Annotated in this window: 18 protein-coding genes; 1 reads left to right on the top strand and 17 read right to left on the bottom strand. The window is 37.5% G+C overall.

What is annotated here, in order from left to right; genetic code table 11:
• Positions 1 to 47 precede the first annotated feature (47 nt).
• From CRI88_RS04720 to CRI88_RS04750, 7 genes are all read right to left on the bottom strand, one after another.
• Positions 48 to 1355 carry a murein hydrolase activator EnvC family protein gene (locus CRI88_RS04720; RefSeq protein ID WP_101966436.1) on the bottom strand — a complete coding sequence of 436 codons (1308 nt, stop codon included), beginning with the start codon at positions 1353 to 1355 and terminating at the stop codon, positions 48 to 50.
• A 54-nt stretch (positions 1356 to 1409) separates the two neighbouring features.
• Positions 1410 to 2294, bottom strand: a complete 885-nt coding sequence (gene ftsX / locus CRI88_RS04725) for a permease-like cell division protein FtsX (protein WP_036120971.1) — start codon at positions 2292 to 2294, stop codon at positions 1410 to 1412.
• On the bottom strand, positions 2284 to 2970 hold the full coding sequence (gene ftsE, locus CRI88_RS04730; RefSeq protein WP_036120973.1) for a cell division ATP-binding protein FtsE: 687 nt from the start codon (positions 2968 to 2970) through the stop codon (positions 2284 to 2286). Before ftsE ends, ftsX begins: the two co-directional genes overlap by 11 nt.
• 242 nt (positions 2971 to 3212) lie before the next feature.
• The gene (locus tag CRI88_RS04735; RefSeq protein WP_036120976.1) at positions 3213 to 4403 is read right to left on the bottom strand and encodes a DUF4097 family beta strand repeat-containing protein; all 1191 of its coding nucleotides are present in this window, start codon (positions 4401 to 4403) and stop codon (positions 3213 to 3215) included.
• 88 nt (positions 4404 to 4491) lie between these two features.
• On the bottom strand, positions 4492 to 7359 hold the full coding sequence (gene uvrA / locus CRI88_RS04740; protein ID WP_101966437.1) for an excinuclease ABC subunit UvrA: 2868 nt from the start codon (positions 7357 to 7359) through the stop codon (positions 4492 to 4494).
• A 7-nt stretch (positions 7360 to 7366) separates the two neighbouring features.
• Positions 7367 to 9346, bottom strand: a complete 1980-nt coding sequence (gene uvrB / locus CRI88_RS04745; protein ID WP_101966438.1) for an excinuclease ABC subunit UvrB — start codon at positions 9344 to 9346, stop codon at positions 7367 to 7369.
• A 461-nt stretch (positions 9347 to 9807) separates the two neighbouring features.
• On the bottom strand, positions 9808 to 10056 hold the full coding sequence (locus CRI88_RS04750; RefSeq protein ID WP_036120988.1) for an IDEAL domain-containing protein: 249 nt from the start codon (positions 10054 to 10056) through the stop codon (positions 9808 to 9810).
• A 226-nt stretch (positions 10057 to 10282) separates the two neighbouring features.
• Here CRI88_RS04750 and CRI88_RS04755 point away from each other — a divergent pair, with 226 nt between their 5' ends.
• The gene (locus CRI88_RS04755) at positions 10283 to 10792 is read left to right on the top strand and encodes a competence protein ComK (RefSeq protein WP_036120991.1); all 510 of its coding nucleotides are present in this window, start codon (positions 10283 to 10285) and stop codon (positions 10790 to 10792) included.
• A 41-nt stretch (positions 10793 to 10833) separates the two neighbouring features.
• Here the strand turns inward: CRI88_RS04755 and prfB are convergent.
• The 10 genes from prfB to fliB all read right to left on the bottom strand — a co-directional run bounded on the left by prfB (position 10834) and on the right by fliB (position 22156).
• A protein-coding gene (prfB, locus tag CRI88_RS04760) for a peptide chain release factor 2 (RefSeq protein WP_283778204.1) occupies positions 10834 to 11938 on the bottom strand; the annotation gives its coding sequence in 2 pieces (ribosomal slippage) (positions 10834 to 11862 and positions 11864 to 11938; 1104 coding nt in all).
• Between the two features lie 121 nt (positions 11939 to 12059).
• The gene (locus CRI88_RS04765) at positions 12060 to 12602 is read right to left on the bottom strand and encodes a competence protein ComK (protein WP_036120994.1); all 543 of its coding nucleotides are present in this window, start codon (positions 12600 to 12602) and stop codon (positions 12060 to 12062) included.
• A 343-nt stretch (positions 12603 to 12945) separates the two neighbouring features.
• Positions 12946 to 15456, bottom strand: a complete 2511-nt coding sequence (secA, locus tag CRI88_RS04770; protein WP_036120997.1) for a preprotein translocase subunit SecA — start codon at positions 15454 to 15456, stop codon at positions 12946 to 12948.
• Between the two features lie 142 nt (positions 15457 to 15598).
• Positions 15599 to 16150 (bottom strand): ribosome hibernation-promoting factor, HPF/YfiA family, encoded by a 552-nt coding sequence (hpf, locus tag CRI88_RS04775; RefSeq protein ID WP_036121000.1) that lies wholly within the window; start codon positions 16148 to 16150, stop codon positions 15599 to 15601.
• Between the two features lie 99 nt (positions 16151 to 16249).
• The gene (locus CRI88_RS04780) at positions 16250 to 16630 is read right to left on the bottom strand and encodes a PilZ domain-containing protein (RefSeq protein WP_036121003.1); all 381 of its coding nucleotides are present in this window, start codon (positions 16628 to 16630) and stop codon (positions 16250 to 16252) included.
• 195 nt (positions 16631 to 16825) lie between these two features.
• Positions 16826 to 17236, bottom strand: a complete 411-nt coding sequence (fliS, locus tag CRI88_RS04785) for a flagellar export chaperone FliS (RefSeq protein ID WP_058843826.1) — start codon at positions 17234 to 17236, stop codon at positions 16826 to 16828.
• Positions 17237 to 17444: 208 nt separating this feature from the next.
• Positions 17445 to 17804: a flagellar protein FliT gene (locus CRI88_RS04790; protein ID WP_089934820.1), complete on the bottom strand. Its 360-nt coding sequence runs from the start codon at positions 17802 to 17804 to the stop codon at positions 17445 to 17447.
• Positions 17805 to 17831: 27 nt separating this feature from the next.
• On the bottom strand, positions 17832 to 20324 hold the full coding sequence (gene fliD / locus CRI88_RS04795) for a flagellar filament capping protein FliD (RefSeq protein WP_089934819.1): 2493 nt from the start codon (positions 20322 to 20324) through the stop codon (positions 17832 to 17834).
• Between the two features lie 21 nt (positions 20325 to 20345).
• The gene (flaG, locus tag CRI88_RS04800) at positions 20346 to 20735 is read right to left on the bottom strand and encodes a flagellar protein FlaG (RefSeq protein ID WP_089934818.1); all 390 of its coding nucleotides are present in this window, start codon (positions 20733 to 20735) and stop codon (positions 20346 to 20348) included.
• A gap of 200 nt (positions 20736 to 20935) precedes the next feature.
• Positions 20936 to 22156 carry a flagellin lysine-N-methylase gene (gene fliB, locus CRI88_RS04805; RefSeq protein WP_089934816.1) on the bottom strand — a complete coding sequence of 407 codons (1221 nt, stop codon included), beginning with the start codon at positions 22154 to 22156 and terminating at the stop codon, positions 20936 to 20938.
• Positions 22157 to 22194: the final 38 nt, after the last annotated feature.

Consider the following 22194-nt stretch of genomic DNA (forward strand, 5'->3'; position numbering starts at 1 on the left):
TAAAAAAAGCTATACACTAGAATTCTCTAATGTATAGCTGTTCTATTTTACAATGGAATATATTTTAGTGGGTTTACACTGCCCACAGCTTGTCCTCGCCAAGGACCAATATGCACTTCAAAGTGTAAGTGAGGGCCAGTAGAGCGACCTGTACTACCCATTGCTGCAATTTGCTGACCTTGTGTTACTTCTTGTCCTACACTAACATTAAATGCACTTAAATGGGCATAAACTGTTGTATAAATTTGTCCATCAACTGAGTGCGTTAAAATGACAACATTACCATAAGAACTAAGTGGTGCTGCATAAGAAACTACACCATCCGCCGCTGCCCAAATCGGTGTTCCTGTTGCATTTGCAAGGTCCACACCGTAATGGAATTCAGGGCCAGCTCCAATATTACGCCAGCCATAAGGTGATGTTAGGCGGCCGTTCGTTGGTTTAATCCAAGTACCATTTGATTGAGGCGCGTTCACAGTACCACCTGATGAACCACCACCATTGTTGGCTGCTGCAGCCGCTGCCGCCGCAGCAGCTGCTTTACGTTTTGCTTCTTGTTGGCGAGCAATTTCAGCTAAACGTTTTTGCTCAGCAATGATTTGATCTTGTAATTCTTGGCTTACTTCTAATGCTTCTGAGTACTCTTTTTCAAGTAATACTTTTTCAGATTTGAGCTTTTCTTGCTCTTTTTCTAATTGGTCAACTAGTTTATTTTTCTCAGCTTTTTGGCTATCTAAAGATGCCTTTAATCGTTCAAGCTCATCTTTCTTGCCTTCCAATTTTTGACGTTTTTCTTCTACACTTTGCTTTTGCTCTTCTAACTGTTGTTTATCATCTTTTTGATCTTGAATAATTTGACGATCCGCTTCTAATAGTGCATTAACTGCAGAGAAGCGATCAATGAAATCTACAAAGCTATTAGATCCAAGCAAAACATCTAAATAGCTTACCGAGCCACCAGCTTGAATCGCACGTGCACGTTCTTGTAATAATAAATCTCGCTCTTCAATTTTATGCAGAAGTTCTTTAATGGAAGCTTCTAATTTTTTTATTTCTTCATTTGTTGTATGAATATCTGCTTGAACATTTTTAATATTACTATTGGTTTTGTCGATTTCAGCGTTCAATGCTTGAATTTGATCTAAGATTTTTTGTTGCTTTTCTTGATTAGCCGTGATGGCATTTGACTTATTACTAATGGATGAATTTAAATCATATTTCTTTGTTTCAATTTGTTTCTTTTCTTCTTTTAAATCCGATAAACTTGTTGCATATGCTGATGGAGTTTGGATAAAAAGAAATAGAGCAGATGCTGCTGCAAGTGTTTTCAATGTTTTTTTCGCCTTACTTTTCACCGATTGAACTCCCCTTCGACTATTCTTTTTCTTCTTCACAAATATCCGTTGTGACTAAATTTTTAAAAACTTACGCACTGACATAAAGCTTCCCCAAACACCGATAAGCACGCCAATGAGTAACAGGAGACCGCTCACCTGATACACAAGTGGAGAAAAATCAAGTAATTGAATTAGCTCACCTTGTAAACGTGGTGCAATAATTTTATATACATTGTGGTAAAGGGTTGTGACAACCGCAATCGGAATAATCGAACCTAAAATTCCGAGCCACATACCTTCCAATAGGAATGGGATACGTACGAATGAATTCGTAGCCCCTACAAGTTTCATAATTTCAATTTCATCTCTACGAGCAATAATAGTAATACGAATTGTATTCGAAATTAAGAAAATCGCCGTGAATAATAACCCTAAAATAAGTACGATGCCTACATTACGACTAATATTTAAGAAGTTAAATAGTTTTTCAACTTTTCCTTCGCCATACATAACGTCATACGTATACTCATATTTATCTATCGCTTTTGCAATTTTAGCTGTTTGCTGGGGATCAGCAGCTTTTACATAGATTACATTACGTAAAGGGTTGCTTTGTTCAAATAGCTTAAAATCATCACCAAAATCTTTTACTAACTTAGTTAACTCATCTTCCTTAGTGGAATAGGTCATCTCTGACACACCAGGCAATTTTTTGACTTTTTCGACGAGTGCTTTTTCTGCAGCTTCATCTGCTGTCTCATCAATTAAAACTTTAATCTCAACATCGTTTTCTAAATCAGTCGCTACTTTATTTAAATTCATCATAATAAGCGCAAAAACGCCTACTAGTATAAGCGTAACTGTTACGGCACTGACAGACGCAATGGTCATCCAGCTATTTCGGCCAAGTGATTTCACACTTTCCCGGAAGTGGCGCTTTACTGTATTAAATTTCATAGCCGTATTCACCTCCGTGTTCATCACGGACAATTAAACCGCCTTCAATTGCGATAACACGACGACGAATCGTATTGACAATTTCACGGTTATGGGTCGCCATCACAATGGTTGTCCCTCGAGCATTAATTTCCTCAAATAAATTCATGATTTCCCACGATGTTTCAGGATCGAGGTTCCCTGTTGGTTCATCTGCAATCACCACTTTAGGAACATTGACGATTGAGCGTGCAATCGACACTCGTTGCTGTTCCCCACCTGAAAGCTCATTCGGGAACATTCTTGCTTTATGCTTTAATCCCACCAGTTCTAATACTTCCATCACACGACGTCGGATTTCATCTGGATTTTCCTCAATTACTTCAAGTGCAAATGCTACATTCTCATAAACATTCAAACGAGGTAGTAATTTGAAATCCTGGAAAACTACGCCAAGTTGACGGCGCAAAAAAGGGACCTTCTTATTTTTTAATGTTGCTAAATCAATACCATTGACTATAATTTGCCCTGATGTTGCCTTTTCTTCACGATACATCAATTTAATAAATGTAGATTTACCTGCTCCACTTGGACCAACTACATACACAAATTCGCCTTGCTTTATATTAACGGAAATACCATTTGTCGCAACTACACCGTTTGGGTACTTCTTTGTCACATTTTTCATTTCTATCATGATTAAACCACCTAAAACTCTCATCTATGTAAGAGGTATTTCTTTTACTATTATAGCACTCTATTTCTGTTTTTTTATTACAGTTTCATTTCAATACGTGCCAGTTCCTTCTATTTCGTTCTTTCATTGCCATTATCATTAAAAAAATGACAAAAATAAAAACAGCAATCGACGATAAACCAAGTCGAATACTGTTTGAAATCGCAAGAAGCATTCAAGCTTTCGCCTGAATGCTTCCCATGTTACATTTGTTGTTCGTCCGTTGTTGTGTAGCGCACTAAAACGGCGCCAGTTTTCGATTCGCCTTCGATAAATAAGCGATTTGCACTTTCAACTTCTTTATCAAAGCGTACTACTTTGGATAGGAATTGGTCCTGTGACTCCATTTTAGAAACATCCTGAATGCCTACATCTACTTTCCCGAAATTCGTCACAACTTTACCACTTAATGAAATGGTACGTGGGACATATATTTCCACCGCTCCAGCAACTGTTTGAGCTTTTATTTTAGATGAATTTGTGGAACAAGTTGTTACCACTACATGTCCATTGACAGACTTCGCCTCTACCTCATCCAAAGCACCATCTAAATAGACACGTCCATTCAATGTTTCGGCCTCTAAATCCTTACCACGAACATTCGTTAATTCAATGGAACCATTAGAAGAGTCCACTTCCGCTTTTCCAAAATTAAACTTAGTGCCTTTAATAGCTCCGTTCAATGTTTTAACTTTTAATTCTTCAAATTCTATATCCTGTAGTGACGCACTACCATTCATGAGACGAACAGATAATTTTTCAAGTTTATCCTTAGGTACTTGCACCTTTACATTGACTTGAACAAGCTTTAATTGGCTTAAAATGCGAAGTGAACGCTCATCCTCTTTTACAACAAATTGCTCTAAAAAGTGATTGCGTGTTTCTTCCTCGCTCTCATTCATCAGCGGTGCTTTCACCTTACAAACTACCTGAATCGTATCTCCTTCACTGGCTTCCAATGAGAAATTACCATTTGGCAATTCAACAATAACATTGTCTACGTTAGCAGCTGCCACTTCTTCTGTATGTGTAAATTCAATTTTATCTCCAAATGGAGATGCTACATCAAATTCCTTTACCTTTTTAACAGCGGTATTCATCATATCCATAAAAAGAGAACCGATTTGCGTTAAATCCTTACGAAAATCTTGCATTTCATCTTGGAAATATTTCATAAAATCATCTTTTTTCTTGTCACCATCTTTTGATTTTTCTTCAAATAGTGACTCTTCTTTTTCAGTTGAAAAGGATTGCGCCTCTTTTGACACATCATCCATAACATTTTGAGTAGACTTGCCAGGTTGCTCTAATGCTTCTAGTAATGTAATCGCCTCTTGTGCCGAAATCGTTCCTTTTTCTACAAGTTCTAAAATTCGTTGACGTTCATTTTGCATAAATAAATAGCCTCCCTCAGTTCGTTATACTATTTATACGATTCATCATATGAAAAGTTTCACTGCAAAATTGAATAAATTGGGTCTGTTAAGATTGAGACGCTTCTACTAGCAATGCATCCATTCGCAGACGATCACGTTCCAGGATAGGTTTTAAGTATTTCCCTGTGTAAGAGCCAGCGACTTTTACTACCTCTTCTGGTGTACCTGTTGCAACGATAGTGCCACCTTTATCTCCACCTTCTGGCCCTAAGTCGATGATATAATCAGCGGTTTTAATAACGTCTAAATTATGCTCAATGACTAATACAGAGTCCCCATTTTCAACAAGCCGCTGCAACACGACTAGCAATCGAGCAATATCATCGGCATGTAAACCTGTCGTTGGCTCATCCAAAATATAGAAGGATTTCCCTGTAGATCGTCGGTGTAACTCAGAGGCTAGCTTTACGCGCTGTGCCTCACCACCCGATAAAGTGGTAGCTGGTTGTCCCAATTTCATATAGCCCAAGCCCACATCGACAATTGTTTGTAGTTTACGCTGGATTTTAGGAATATTTTCAAAGAACACTACTGCATTTTCAATCGTCATATCAAGTATATCTGCAATACTCTTATCTTTATACTTCACTTCAAGTGTTTCACGATTATAACGTTTGCCATGACATACCTCACATGGAACATAAACATCTGGAAGGAAGTGCATTTCGATTTTAATAATGCCATCTCCTCGACATGCTTCACAGCGTCCACCTTTCACATTAAAGCTAAAGCGACCTTTTTTATAGCCTCGTACCTTTGCTTCATTTGTTGCCGCAAAAACATCACGAATATCATCAAAGACACCTGTATACGTTGCTGGGTTTGAACGAGGCGTACGACCAATTGGTGATTGGTCAATATCGATTACTTTTTCAAGCTCATCAAGGCCCGTCACTTCTTTATGTTCTCCAGGCTTAACCTTTGAACGATTCAGCTTCTGTGCCAATGATTTATATAAAATTTCATTTATCAGTGTCGATTTCCCAGAGCCTGACACACCTGTCACCGCTACAAATAAACCCAGTGGCACATCCACTTTGACGTTACGTAAATTATTTTCCTTAGCACCTTTAATGGACAGCTTACGACCATTTGGTTGACGTCTTTCCACTGGTAATGGAATGAATTTTTTACCACTTAAATATTGCCCTGTTAGAGAGTTTTCATTCTTCATAACTTCCTGTGGTGTGCCTGCTGCCACAATTTGACCGCCATGAACACCTGCTCCAGGTCCCACATCAATAAGATAATCGGCTGCCAACATCGTATCTTCATCATGCTCTACCACAATTAACGTATTGCCGATATCACGCATATTTTGCAGCGTGTTAATTAAACGATCATTATCACGTTGATGCAAACCAATCGAAGGCTCATCTAAAATATAGAGAACTCCTGTTAAACGTGAGCCGATTTGTGTAGCGAGCCGAATACGTTGCGCCTCTCCGCCTGATAATGTCCCTGCTGCACGACTCAATGTCAAATAATCTAAACCTACATTGACAAGGAAGCCCAATCGTTCTTCAATTTCTCGTAAAACCAGTCGAGCAATTTGCATATCCTTTTCAGTTAAATCCAACTCTTTGAAAAATGTGTCCGCTTCCTGAATTGAATATTGTGTGACTTCACCAATATGCTTATCTGCTACTTTCACAGCTAACGTCTCAGGCTTTAAACGATAACCTTTACAGGACGGACATGGCTGCTGTGCCATATATTTTTCCATTTGTTCACGAACATAATCGGATGTTGTTTCTTTAAAACGGCGTTCCACATTGCGCACAACACCTTCAAATTCAATCATTTGGTCTCGCACATTGCCAAACTCATTTTCATAATGGAAGTGAATTTTGTCTTTTCCTGAGCCATATAAAACCTTATCCATCTTTTCCTTTGGTAAATCCTTCACAGGCACGTCCATTGGGATATCATAATGATCACACACCGCTTTTAATAATTGTGGATAGTACTGTGAACTAGTCGGTTCCCATGGAGCAATAGCATGCTCTAACAAGGAACGATCCCAATCTGGAACGACTAAATCTAAATCCACTTCCTGTGTTGAGCCTAAGCCATCGCAGCTTGTGCAAGCACCAAACGGGCTATTAAATGAAAACATACGAGGCTCTAGCTCGCCTATAGAAAAACCACATATCGGGCAGGCATGATGTTCACTAAATAATAATTCTTCATACTCCATCACATCAACAAGTACACGACCATCAGCCAAACGTAAAGCTGTTTCTAAGGAATCACTCAAACGTGAGGCAATACCTTCCTTCATAACAACACGGTCCACTACTACTTCAATCGAGTGCTTTTTATTTTTATCAAGATCAATCGCATCATCTAAATCCCGTAATTCCCCATCAATTCGCACACGAACAAACCCTTGCTTTTTTAAATCCTCTAGCAGTTTAACATGGGTTCCCTTGCGTCCAGAAACCATCGGCGCAAGAAGCTGCATTTTTGTTCTTTCTGGATATGATAATAAACGGTCTACCATCTGCTCAATCGTTTGGGAAGTGATTTCTATGCCATGATTTGGACAGATCGGTTTACCAATGCGTGCATAAAGTAATCGTAAGTAATCATAGATTTCCGTTACCGTACCAACCGTAGAACGTGGATTACGACTCGTTGTTTTTTGGTCAATGGAAATAGCAGGCGATAATCCTTCTATTGCATCGACATCTGGCTTATCCATTTGTCCTAAAAATTGACGGGCATAGGCAGAAAGGGACTCAACATAACGACGTTGGCCCTCCGCATAAATTGTGTCAAATGCTAGAGAAGATTTTCCTGAGCCTGATAAACCTGTTAATACGACTAATTGGTCACGTGGAATTGTGACATTGATATTTTTTAAATTATGAGCACGTGCACCTTGCACGACAATTTCAGTATTTTTCACAAGTCATTCACCCTTCTACCTTCAATTCAAATATTGTATCTCGCAACTCAGCCGCACGTTCAAAATCAAGCGCTTTTGCTGCTTCCTTCATTTCGACCTCTAAGGAAGCCAAAAGCTGTTCTCTTTCCGCCTTTGTCAGCTTTTTGCCTTTCGTAGCCTTTGTCACATAGGATTCTTCTTCTTCTGCCACTTGTGTCGCACGAATTACATCTGGGATTTTCTTGATAATGGTTTGAGGCGTTATGCCATGCTCCTCGTTGTAAGCCATTTGCAATGCACGACGACGTTGTGTTTCATCAATTGCCTTTTTCATCGAATCTGTTACATGGTCCGCATACATAATGACATGACCATTTGCATTACGTGCAGCACGACCAATCGTTTGAATTAATGAACGTTCCGAACGTAAAAATCCTTCTTTATCAGCATCAAGAATCGCTACAAGTGACACCTCAGGAATATCAAGCCCTTCACGCAAGAGATTAATACCGATGAGTACATCGTACGTTCCTTTACGTAGCTCACGAATAATCTCAATACGTTCTAGCGTTTTAATTTCGGAATGTAGGTACTCGACCTTTAAGCCCATTTCTTTCAAGTAAGCCGTTAAATCTTCTGACATTTTCTTCGTTAATGTTGTCACTAAAACCCGTTCATTTTGGGCAATTCGATCTTGAATTTCATCAATTAAATTATCGATTTGCCCTTCAATAGGTCGCACTTCAATTAACGGATCCAATAATCCAGTAGGTCGAATAATTTGCTCAACCATTTCCGGCGTATGCTCCAGCTCATAAGGGCCTGGTGTGGCTGATACATAAATGGCCTGATGCACTCGGTTTTCGTATTCTTCAAAACGTAGTGGACGGTTATCAAGTGCTGATGGCAAACGGAAACCATGTTCTACGAGTACACCTTTACGAGCTTGGTCACCATTATACATACCACGAACCTGAGGAAGTGTTACGTGACTTTCATCTACTACAAGCAAAAAGTCATCTGGGAAGTAATCTAGCAATGTATATGGAGTGGCACCTGCTCCACGCAATGTTAAATGGCGTGAATAGTTTTCAATCCCTGAGCAAAAGCCCATTTCACGCATCATTTCTAAATCATAACGTGTCCGTTGCTCTAGGCGCTGTGCCTCTAGTAATTTATCCTCTGCACGTAGCAACGCAAGACGTTCCTCTAATTCTTTTTCAATGTTTTCAATCGCTTTTCGCATTTTCTCTTCTCGTGTAACGAAGTGGGATGCCGGGAATATAGCAACATGCTCTCGATCCGATAAAATTTCTCCAGTTAAGGCATCCACCTCTCGAATACGATCGATTTCATCACCGAAAAACTCCACCCGAATACAATGCTCGTCACGTGAGGCTGGGAAAATTTCCACTACATCTCCACGTACCCGAAATGTCCCCCGAGTAAAACTGACATCATTACGCTCGTATTGAACATTTACAAGTTTGCGCAGTAGCTGATTACGTTCAATTTCCATACCTGTGCGAATCGATACAACCATTTCTCGATACTCTTCAGGAGAACCTAAACCATAAATACAGGACACAGATGCAATAATGATGACATCATCACGCTCAAATAATGCAGAAGTAGCAGAGTGACGCAGCTTATCAATTTCATCGTTAATGCTGGAATCTTTTTCTATATAGGTATCTGTCTGCGGTACATAGGCTTCTGGTTGGTAGTAATCATAGTAGCTGACAAAATATTCAACAGCATTATTCGGGAAGAACTCTTTAAACTCACTATATAACTGGCCAGCTAGTGTTTTATTATGTGCCATAATGAGTGTTGGTTTTTTAATTTGCTGGATGACATTAGAAATGGTAAACGTTTTACCTGTTCCTGTAGCACCAAGTAATGTTTGATGACGCTTGCCCGCTTTCACACCCTCCACTAATTCCGCAATTGCCTGTGGCTGATCCCCGTTAGGCTGATATGGCGCTTGTAAATCAAATGTTTGCACACATGTCCCCGTCCTTTCCTTCCAATTTGTACATATATTTTAGCATAGCAATATTAAAATTTCGAACATTTAACGAACGAATGTTTGTAAAAAATTTTTTTATCCCTAAAATTTAAATGAATAACCGTGAAGCGAAGAATACTTATTACTCTCATAATAGCCGCTTCAACACGTTTTCAAGCTTAATCTATTCAATAGATTTCGATTCTTGAGTAGAAGTCACCATATTTTCAGTAGAGGGCTTCTGCTTTTGTGAGTGGGGTAACAGATTTTTGGCGTGGGTTGCATTCTTTTATGAGCCAGGGCTCTTGCTTTGAGAGCGGATTTACTCCTGAGCAGGAGTTCTTACTTTCTGAGCAACTCTCCCTCTTTTATAAGCGAAGACTCTCACTTTTTGAACGAGCAGCCCTCCTTCAATCAAAAAAATCCCGCTCTCCACTAGACATGGAGAGCGGGTTCGTTTAGTATGATTCATCCTCTGTTTGCTGCAAGGAATGTAGTTCGGCTGCGTATTGGTAAAATGCGTTTTCATCTTTTTCATCGAGTACTCTGTCTATCAGAACCATGAGCTGCTCTTGACGATGCATACGCTGGATACGATTTAAAAATAAATCTAAATAAATCTCGTTTAATAATTTCTCTGCCTCATCAACTTTTTTCGACTGACCCACGGCTTTTAGAAAATCTGTGTACGAATAATATTTATCCAACGATCTCACCTCGATCCTTTTCTAAATTATATGAAAATTGAAATTAAATTGCAATGCTTACGAATTGAAAATAACTTGGATTAGCTATTAATCTCGTGACATTTGCAGTGAATTCTCTAAGCATTTCATTCTTTTCTGAAGGGTTTTCAGCTACTTTGTCTATTTTTTGAAACTCCCCTTTTGTTCTACACTACCGTTATCAACAGAAAAAGGAGGCTCTCTCTATATGACTAGCAATTTTGTCAATAGCTACTTAATTTCATTCAACACTTACTTGCTTCAACCTATTCAGCACAACTCCAAGGTTTTCACTCATGTTATCGATAAGCACAATGAGCTGATCGTCACGCGTAAACCGATGCATGTGCTTCGAAAATCTTGTATCTCATTAGGTTCAACCTATGAAGCTGCAAAACTATCGGCTAAACGTTTCTTTGGCAATCAACATAAGCTACCAATCGTCGTGGCCTTTGACTACGGCTATCCCTGTATTTTTCTACCAACTTATTCCCCGAATTCCATTCATAATATATGGATTGGACTTCACGCGATTATCAATATTACACCAAGTCAGACGGGGTGTGTTGTCACATTAAAAAATGGTAAAACAATTGAACTACCTATTCAATATGCCTCGATTAGTAAACAGTTTTTGAATGCATCGATGCTCTATAAATATTACATGAACGAGCGCAAGCAGCTTAGCCAAGATGCGCCATATCACCCTCCCTTTTAACTAGAAAATCCCCCAAGAACACCTCTTGGGGGATTTGTGTATTAGCCAATTTTCGAGCGTAAATAGGCATTAATAAACGGATCTAAATCGCCGTCCATCACTGCACCAACATTACCTGTTTCTTCATTCGTACGGTGATCCTTCACCATAGAGTATGGGTGGAATACATACGAACGAATTTGTGAGCCCCAGCCGATTTCCTTTTGCTCACCACGTATTTCATCTAGTTGCGCTTGCTGCTTATCTAACTCTAATTGATATAATTTTCCTTTTAGCATCGTCATCGCTTTTTCACGGTTTTTAATCTGTGAACGCTCTGCTTGACACTGTACAACAGTACCAGTCGGAATATGTGTAATACGAACTGCTGAATCTGTCGTATTAATATGCTGGCCACCCGCACCTGTAGCACGATACGTATCAATTTTTAAATCCTCTGTGCGAATGTCGATTTCAATATTTTCGTCGAACTCTGGCATAACATCACAAGAAACAAATGATGTATGACGACGGCCTGACGAATCGAATGGTGAGATACGCACTAGACGATGCACGCCTTTTTCAGCCTGTAAATAACCGAAAGCATTGTGACCTTTAATCGACAATGTTACCGATTTAATCCCTGCTTCATCACCAGGAAGATAGTCCACAGTCTCCACTTTAAATCCACGTTTCTCCGCCCATCTTGTATACATACGTAACAGCATAGAACCCCAGTCCTGAGATTCCGTTCCACCGGCACCAGGGTGTAGCTCTAAAATGGCATTGTTTTGATCATATGGACCACTTAACAGCAATTGCAGCTCAAAATCCCCCATTTTTTGCTGGAATTCTGCTAGCTCTTTGCCTAGTTCTTCCTGTAACTCTTCATCTGGCTCTTCCTGTAAAAGCTCCAGTGTCATATCTAAATTTTCATGGGTTTCCACTAAATCTTTATATTCATTGACGATTGCTTTTAAGCCATTGCCTTCATTGATGGTCACCTGTGCCCCTTGCTGATCATCCCAAAAGCCAGGCTCTAGCATCATTTCATCTAGCTCCTGAATGCGTGCCTCTTTGTTTTCTAAGTCAAAGAGACCCCCTGAAGTCCGCCAGTTTTTTGGCTGTAGTGTCTAACACATTGCGTACATCTGCTAATTCAATCATTGTTAAATCCTCCGAACGTTAGTAATGGAGCTAACATTGCACTCACAAAGCTCCGTATCTTTTCATTATAACGTTTTTACAAAGGAAAACATACTATCTAGCAGTTGTTTTCTCGGAGTAATCAATGATCCTGTGTCTCGTCCTCTAGCATATTAAGAGCGAGACGCTGAAAAACCTTTACACGGTCATACTGAACAAGCAAATGCTTTGTTCGTTTTTCTAACCTATATTTTAATAAATAGGCTCTCTGAATACGATATTCTAACGCTTTAACACTGACATCCACTACCAGTTCTTTGCCATTCGTAAAAGTTATTTTTGCTCTCTTTTTATCCACAGCGATATATTCATCAATATGATGAACGGCGAACCAGATACATTCAGGTTGTAGAGGAGACTTACTTGGAAACCATAAAATATTACATCGTTCATCCACTACAATTGGATTTTTATTAAGCTTTCCTAAAATCATTTTCGAGCCATCAAATGCCCCTCTTAAACTCGAACCAAAATAACGAAGGTTATAGTCCATTAACTTCGTTGGTGCTAATTTCGATAGATATTCATTATTTTTCTCAATCACCCGCGTACATAAATTTCCAAAGGAATCATACACAGGCATATACATCATCGTTTCACTATTCATAATATCTTTTTTATGCACCTATAGTCCTCCTTTATACACTTTATGTTTTTTCAATTAAAATAAAAAGGGATATACCAATATTCGTACATTCCAGATGTTTGTGACTCGTAAAATTGCTTTATTATCATGCATAGCACCCCTTCCCTTTCTAGGTCTAAGTCTTCATAGCACCTTCTTATTTAGGATAATAACGGGAGCTTCCCTGAACTAAAATCCTAATATTACAGCTATTGTATACCCATATTTTTCAATTGTCTATAAATTCTGACTTTTATTCCTAAATTTCTTCCTAAAACAGTATAATGTCAAAAGAAAAAAACCATTTCAACATGTAGTTAAAATGATTTTTTTCACTAATATATTATTGACCTGCACCATGACAGTTTTTAAATTTCTTGCCGCTTCCACATGGGCATAAATCATTACGACCAATATTTTCAGACTTACGCACAGGTTGTTTTTTCGGAGCTGAGCCGCCTTCTTCCTTCGGATTAACCGCTTGGCCCTTCGCCACCTCTTCACGCTCAAGATTACTGCGAATTTCTGCCTTCATTGCATATTTCGCAACATCCTCACGAATAGACGCAACCATATCCTCAAACATAGCAAAGCCTTCTTGTTGATATTCTCGAAGTGGATCATTTTGTCCATATGCACGTAGATGGATACCTTGACGAAGTTGGTCCATCGCATCGATATGATCAATCCATTTCGTATCAATAGAACGTAATAAAATTACCTTTTCAAACTCACGCATACGCTCTGGTGTCAGTTCTGCCTCTTTTTCATCATAACGAGCATGAACAGCATCCGAAACCAACTGATTAATGTCTTCAGCAGACTTGCCTTGGAAATCTGCTACTTTAAGCTGACCCTCTTCTAACAGATTAGCCGCTACAAAATCTTCAATTGCTTTTAAGTTCCAATCTTTCTGCTCACCCTGAGTATACAGACCAACAACATTATCGATTGTCTCTTGAATCATAGACTCTACGAGTACACGCATATTCTCTGTTTCCAATACATCATAACGCTCTTTATAAATAATCTCACGTTGCTGACGTAGCACATCGTCATATTGTAATAAACGTTTACGTGCGTCAAAGTTATTACCTTCGACACGTTTCTGCGCTGATTCTACAGCTCTCGACACAACTTTTGATTGCAATGGCTGAGAATCATCCATGCCTAAGCGCATCATCATCGACTTCATATTATCAGAGCCAAAACGACGCATTAAATCATCTTCTAGGGATAGATAGAACTGCGTAACCCCTGGATTCCCTTGACGACCAGAACGTCCACGAAGCTGGTTATCGATACGACGTGATTCATGTCGCTCTGTCCCGATGACCGCTAAACCACCAATTTCTAGTACACCTTCACCTGGTTTAATATCTGTACCACGACCCGCCATGTTTGTCGCAATCGTTACTGCGCCCTTAGTACCGGCATTTGCAATAATTTCTGCCTCGCGTTCATGGTTTTTCGCATTCAAGACATTATGAGGGATTTTATGTTTATCAAGTAACTGCGAAATAATTTCAGATGTTTCAATTGCAACTGTACCAACAAGCACAGGTTGTCCCGCCTTATGACGCTCAGCAATATCGGCCGCCACCGCTTTATATTTTCCTTCCATCGAAGCAAAAATTAAATCTGGACGGTCATCACGAGCTATTGGTTTATTCGTTGGAATCGCAATAACGCTCATGTTGTAAATATTTCGGAACTCTTCTTCCTCTGTTTTCGCTGTACCTGTCATACCCGCAAGCTTTTGGTACATACGGAAATAGTTTTGGAACGTAATGGTAGCCATTGTCATCGATTCATTTTGAATGTCAACGCCCTCTTTGGCTTCAATTGCTTGGTGAAGTCCATCAGAATATCGACGGCCCTTCATTAAACGGCCCGTAAAGCCGTCAACAATTACAATTTCGCCCTCTTGGACAACATAGTCAACATCATTATGCATACTCACATGTGCCTTTAACGATTGGTTAATGGCATGATTTAAGCGTACATGTGTTAAATCAAACAAATTGTCGATCCCAAATGCTTTTTCTGCCTTTTCTACACCTGCATCTGTTAATGTAACACCTTTTGTCGACTCTTCGTATGTGTAATCTGTATCTGCACTTAACATGCGTACAAAAGCATTAGACTGTTTGTACAACTGTGCTGATTTCCCAGCTTGACCCGAAATAATTAATGGCGTACGAGCCTCATCAATTAAAATAGAGTCCACTTCATCGATTACGGCATAGTGAAGTGGTCGTTGAACACGTTCTTCTTTATAAAGCACCATATTGTCACGTAAATAGTCAAATCCTAATTCATTGTTTGTACTATAAGTAATATCCGCTTCATATGCCGCACGCTTCTCTTCTTTTGACAGGCTATTTAAATTTAAACCTACTGTAAGACCTAAGAAATTATACAGCTGTCCCATCTCAGCAGCATCACGACTAGCCAAATATTCATTGACTGTTACAACATGTACACCTTTACCAGTAATCGCGTTTAAATAAACCGCCATAGTAGCTGTTAATGTTTTACCTTCACCTGTTTTCATCTCTGAAATATTACCTTCATCCAGTGAAGCAGCCCCCATGATTTGAACACGGAAAGGATACATCTCTAAAACACGTTTAGATGCTTCGCGACAAACAGCAAAAGCCTCTGCACGAATCGACTCTAAATGCTCTCCATCAGCATAACGCTTTTTAAACTCTTCTGTTTTTGCTTGTAATTGTTCATCTGAAAGCTGTTCCATTTGAGAAGCAAATCCCTCTACTTGGTCAGCTATTTTTTCTAATTTTTTTAACTCACGTTTATTGAAATCAAATAATTTATTTAATAGGTTTGCCATGAATGTTTTTCACTTCCTATATAGATTCAACTTCCATTTTACCATTGTGTAACAGTTTCATGCAAACAGTCACCCTACTTGCAGAAGAAAGTCATACAAAAAAGACTCTCGCCATCGCGAGAGCCTTTGTCATCATGAAGTTTTAAGTTGTTTCGATTAAGCCATATTTACCGTCTTTACGTTTATACACAATATTTGTGCCATTAGATTCAGCATCTGTAAAGACATAGAAATCATGCCCTAACATATTCATTTGTAAAACAGCCTCTTCTTGATCCATCGGTTTTAAATCAAATTGCTTTGTACGTACAATTGAGTATTCCTCTTCCTCTGTAGTAGCATCAGCGGCTGCTTGTGTAGTAGCAAAATAAAGGCCTGCACCTTCTCGCTCACGGAATTTACGGTTTACTTTTGTTTTATGCTTACGAATTTGACGCTCTAATTTATCAACGATTAGATCAACCGCAGCATACATGTCATTATGACGCTCTTCAGCACGAAGAGTTAAGTTCTTCATCGGAACTGTGACTTCCACTTTTGTTTGCTTGTCATTATAAACCTTTAAATTTACGTTAGCATTGGCGTTAACATCTTCGTTAAAATAACGTTCAACTTTTTCGATTTTATTCTCAACATACTCACGAATAGCTGGAGTTACCTCAATATTTTCACCACGAATGTTAAAGTTTAACATGTAAACTCCTCCTTTATAACTGCTATACTATCTATTTCTACACAAGTGTGTGAAATTCCTCTAAAATAATTCTTTTTTTTACAAAAAATTTTTATAAAATTAATGGTTGCTTTGCTTTTTTGCTTCTGCCGCTTCCTTTTTACGTCGCAGCTTTAATTCTTCTACAATCAAATCTTCTACTCGTGCCTGATCATTGAAATAAATGCCATATTGCTTGCCGCTACCAAACGGACGGCTCCAAATAACTTCACCATAAGCCCGCACCTCTTGTGTATCAAGCACAAAATGGATATCCAATGGTGGAGGATTCACGCCTAAATCCACTTCAGTAAACATCTTTAACCCACGTGGACTAATGTCCAGCAAGTCCGCCATAGCCGTTTGTCCATGATTGACCCTTCCGTTCTCATAAATAGCAAAAGTTATTTGAACAGGCTCCTCAAATTTAAATCGGAAACCTTCTTGACGCTTAAAGATCATATTCCCACCCCAGTACTATGTTAAACATTTATATTGCTTTGATTATGACACGATGCCCTTCTTACAGCTAGAGGGAATAAGTAACATATTTTACCGTCAAATAGCCTAATTTATGACTATTTAGTGTTAATTTCTAGTTATTATTCCTGTCATATAGAAAAGAGACCATCATCAGAAGATGGTCTCTAATTTTGTCTAAATTTGTCCGCTGTTTCCCTGACCAAATTGCTGTTGTCGAGTAATGCGAATAACTTCCTTCCACGTATCGCGGAATTCCGTCACCAATCCTTCTACTTCTTCAATAATCGCTACATCATTTTGAATGTTTGCCTCTACTAAACGATGATTCATATATTCGTAAAGAGGTAGCATTTGTTTCGAAATCTCAATATCCATATTGAGTGTAGACATTAGCTCGGCAATGATTGCCTGTGCCTTTATAAGATTTGTATTTTTTTCTTGGACATTTTTCTCTTGAATAGCTTGTTTCGCCTTAATCAAAAATTTCAAACATCCATTATAAAGCATTAATGTCAACTCGCCAGGAGAAGCTGTAGTCACACTATTTTGTTTATACGCGTTTTGTGCTGTTAAATTTGCTGCCAATAAAGGACAACTCCTTTGAAAGGTTACTTATTTACTAGTTTAAACCATTTTACGAAGAAAAGCTATTTGATCAATAACGCCCAAGCGTAATTGTGTCGGGATTTTGAATTGTGTGATCATAATTCATCCTTTTAAAATTCTTGACGTCCGCCGGAGCTTTATCTTCATTCAGCTTGCGGCTTCCACCACACTAAATGAAGATAAAATGTCAATTCTTTTTATCGTAATACATCCCGTCCATCACACGAACATTGGAGTAAGGGTTGAAATATTGCTGTTCACTTTTTTTCGTTTTTTGTAGGTTTGCCATGTCTTGTTTAACGGCACTCATTACAGCAGCCAATCTCTCTTTAATACCATTATCTAATTCAAGCAGTGTACGATGATTGCGGTTTTGTTCATCGAATTGAAAGCCTTCTTGTTTCAACCCTTTAATAATCGTTCCACGCTTGTCCAACATGCTGTTGATTGTGTTGATGTATTCGTCACGCTCTTCACCATTTGGAATGTCACCTAAATGCTTAAATAAATTGGCTGACACTTGCAATAGTTGATCTGTTTGATGCATATTATTCTCCTACCTTAATTAGAAGCCTCAGCCTTGCATGAACATGCTGGATTGTTGATTTGCTTTATTTATTGCTTGCTCCATTGCTGTGAATTGCTTCCAATAGCGAGATTCTATATCCTCTAGTTTTCTCTTCCAAGTACTAATTCGACTTTCTGTATCCATTAGGTTATTTCCGATTGCATATTGAGCGTCTGTCATCGTAGAACGTCCAGCTTTTTTTTCAATAGTAATTTCAAAAGTTTTCATCGATTCACGTAGTTTTTCTAAATAACCTCGTGTATCGACTGTTTTTCCATCTACTACATCATCTTTTTTACCTTCACTATTTTTAAAGAGTTTTTCAACTGCATCAGGATCTTCTTCTAATACTTTTCGTAATTTTGTTTCATCAATTTCTAATGTACCGCCATCATTATAGTTTTTTGATGTTGTAATCCCAATACTGAAAAGGGTATTATATTTTGAATCAATACCAGGATTTGATTGATATACTAAAGAACGCATACCCGAAAGCCCTTCACGAATAAGAGTATCACCTCTTAATAACCCACTCTTCGCTTTTTCTTCCCAAAGCTTAATCTCATTTTCTGACATGTCTTCTCTTTGCTCACTAGTCAATGGCGTATAATCACGATATTTAGTTTCTTTTGTTTGATCATTTAAATCTTTGATAAAACCGTTATAAGTAGTGATAAACTCCTTAATTTTAGCCATGATGTCATCAACATCTGTTGTGGAAGTCATTGTGACTGCTTGTGCTTTTTGAGCAGCATTTACTTTATCTTCGTCAACGATTTTACCACCACTACCATCATCCTTTAAAATACCTGCCGCATTTGCATCTGCTGTTGCTGCCTTTTCGGTATTAGTTGCTTCTGTTAAACGAGTTTGAGCTGCTTTCTCTTCAGCATCGGCAGTTAAATACTCTGAACGTTTAATATTCTGATCCGCCAAATCATAGAATTGACCTTTTTCTTCTGGGGATAAGCTATTCCAAACCTCTTTTTGTTTTTCTGTTAAATCCTCAACCTTTTTAGATCCATCTTGCAAACCTTTAATTAACGCATCTCCAAATTGATTATACTTTTGTTTTAAATCCTCAGCTTGAGCTTTTTCTTGATAAGTTTTTAAAGTTGCTGAATCTGTTGCTATTAAATTAGTTAAATCATCTTTACTTAAAGATTTTAACGCATCTTTTACTTCTTTTGTAAATTCAGGATTATCATCTATATCTTTATGAATTTTATCAATTGAATCATTACTGTCATATGAGAAACGTTTTAATGCATCGATGGCATTTTGATCAAAATCTTTTAATTTTGCACCATACTTTTCGTACTCTGCTTGAGCTTTAAAATCTGTAAGCTGATCTTTGTTTGAAAATAAAACATCTAACACATCATTAGATAAATCCTTTAATTTCGCTTTGCTTTCATCACTTAAAGAGCTTCCATCTAGATTATCTTTAATACCTTGTGCAGATGATTGGTTTTTAATGTAATTTATTTCATCAGTTGATAAATTTCTCCACGCATTATTTCCAAGTTTGTTATATTGCACTTGTTGTGACAAAGATAAAGTATTTCCAAAAGCGTTTTTATATGCAGTTTCATGGTTAGCTGTATAACTATTAATATCACTAGCACCATAAGCATTTTGTTTTGTAATAAGATTTGCTTGTTTATTTGCTAAATTGGTAGTAGCATTTTTTAATTCTTCCACAGCAGCTTTATATTTATCTGCAATCGTTTGGAGGCCGTTGAATGTATCTTTTAACGTTACATTATAACCCGAAATCGTAAACGTATTTGTTGTTCTTTCTGTTGCTATACCATTCACAGTGAAAATAGCATTTTTTCCTTCTGTATTTTGAACTTTATTAGGATCAGCAAACCCTAACTTATTGAAAATATCTAAACCACCTACAACTTTGATTTCATCATCACCTTTAACATCACCAGTGTTTTTGGCAGTAAAGGAGAATCGACCATTTTCAAATACAGCACTAATTCCTGCATTACTAGAATTCACTTTACTAATAAATTGATCAACTGTCATATCAGAAGTAATTTCAATCTTTGTTGCCTCACTCGCTAATTGACCGTTGGTTTGAATGGCTTTAAATTCTATAGTTCCTGTTGCTCCTAAATCGGACATTTTCGTAGTTCCTACAGCATTAACTTGATCACCAACTTTACGAGCTGCTGTAGCTAATTGGGAAACACCCTCGATTGACAGTGTTCCTGAAGCACTTCCTGTTGCAGTTGCAGATACTAAGTTAGAATTAGAACTAGCTGCCGTTTTAGAAATAAGACTTTTTAGTACTAGATTATCTGATATATAAGTATCAAATGTTTTTAGCTTTGTATTAACACTTCGATATGCGTCACGTTGCCACTCGTACGTTTGTTTCTTTTGATATAACTTGTTTAAAGGTGCTCTTTCCGCATTCATTAATTTTTTTACTATTGAATCTATATCCATTCCTGAAGCTAAACCGCCGATTCTATTTACCATTATATTTCCTCCTAAATATTCTTATATTTTTTCGTCCACAATCATCCCTAATAACTTTTGCATCTCATAATATGCGTCTAAAAGTTTTTTTGGAGGGATCTCTTTTACGACTTCTTCTGTTTGGGTATCAACAACTTGTACAAAATAACGATCTAAACCGTCATGTAACACAAATTTAGAAGCATTATGATTGATTTGCAAAAATTCATTCACAGTATCTACTACATTTTGCAACTTTTCTTTAGATACCTCTTGACCCTCAGCAACTGGTATTTTTTCTCCTTGTGATTGCGTTATTAACTGAGATTTAATAGTAGTCATCGTAGTTTCTTCTATAATAGCTTTCTTAGAAGATGTTGATGACGTTGCAGTTCCCACATCTGTAGATTGTCCTTGAGCTGCAATACGCATAATATGTAACCTCCCAAACATTTCGTATTCTTATATCTAGTATCGGAAGTTTTTAGAAATGTTTCACCTTTTTACAGCAAACTACTTTAGATGATACCTTTCTCAAAAAAACCCCTTATTCAGATGATATTTACCTGAATAAGGGGCTTCTTTGAATCTTTAACTATTATAAAAAGCATTTATAAAAAATTACGGTAGCTCTACTTACTAATCATGACAAACATATGCCCCATTGTTGTATAACCTAAATTCATCATACCCTCACGAACATCTAGCAAATAAGATGGGGTATGTTCAATCACCTTCGCAAGCTGTTGTACACATTCAATAAACATTTCTTGTGTTAATTGTTGTTGTTTAGCGGCCATACCAATTAGATGCAACTTAATTAACGTAAAATTGACAACAAGCATCATATAACTTTCAAAGAATGTCTTACAATCATAGGGAAATAGATTTTTAAATACATAGTTCACCATGTAATTTTCAAACATATATTCATTTTCTTTAATAAATGGTTCATATATATTAGTATAGGATTCTTTGTATTTCAATACTGTTGCTTCCATATCACGTAATTCTTTTTCTTCATCCTCTTCCAAAGCTAAGCCTTCTATTAATTGATGAAGAATAGTGATATATTTTTCTGAAGCAATACCACTTGTAATACGAAGGCGAATTAATGCACGTGCTAAATTCAATTGAAAATTTAAATTACCCTTAATATCTTCTAACGATTTAATATATTCATCGTTATCTAAACGATTTAGATAATCTTGCATTATCATTTGTAATTCTTGTTCCAATTCATTCGGTTTTAATTGTTCAATTTTTTGTATGAATAGCCCTAAAATAATTAAACGAATCTCAATAGGTTGTTGGCGACTTTGAAGAAGCTGAATTGTAAAAATACGCAAATCCCAAAAATGAGGGTGTTTTTCTAATTTTAGGTCCTTATTTATTAGTCCACGCGTATTTTTTGGTTCTTCTGTCTCTATAAAACCGATTCCATCTTTACGTAATAGAACAATTCGTGCTGCCTCTGGGCAAGACAATGTTAAACTTTTTTCTGTTACATTCCCTACACTTGTAAGGAATCGAGGATAAACAGCACAAGTATTACATAAAAACTCTTCTCCTAATTCTTTATGAATACTACATAACCCGTCCTCTAACATCATATGACAGTTTTTATTATCATCTAAAATGAACTTTGCATAATTAGAGTCATCATGACCTTTACGATTTCGTTTTACATATTTTAATAGTTTTTCTGCCATCTCCGGCTGACGCACTTTACGATACGTTTGATATGTTTTCTTTTCAACTGTTATATTCCAACCAGCACAACAAGTATCTTCACAAGCACTACCTATACAACTGAAATCTTGTATATATTCAGGAACTAAAATAGGTCTCATTTCCTACACCCTTTTTATAATTTAATATTAATATACAT

Origin of the sequence: Lysinibacillus fusiformis (assembly GCF_002845985.1) — a bacterium.
GTDB classification, from domain to species: Bacteria; Bacillota; Bacilli; order Bacillales_A; family Planococcaceae; genus Lysinibacillus; species Lysinibacillus fusiformis_D.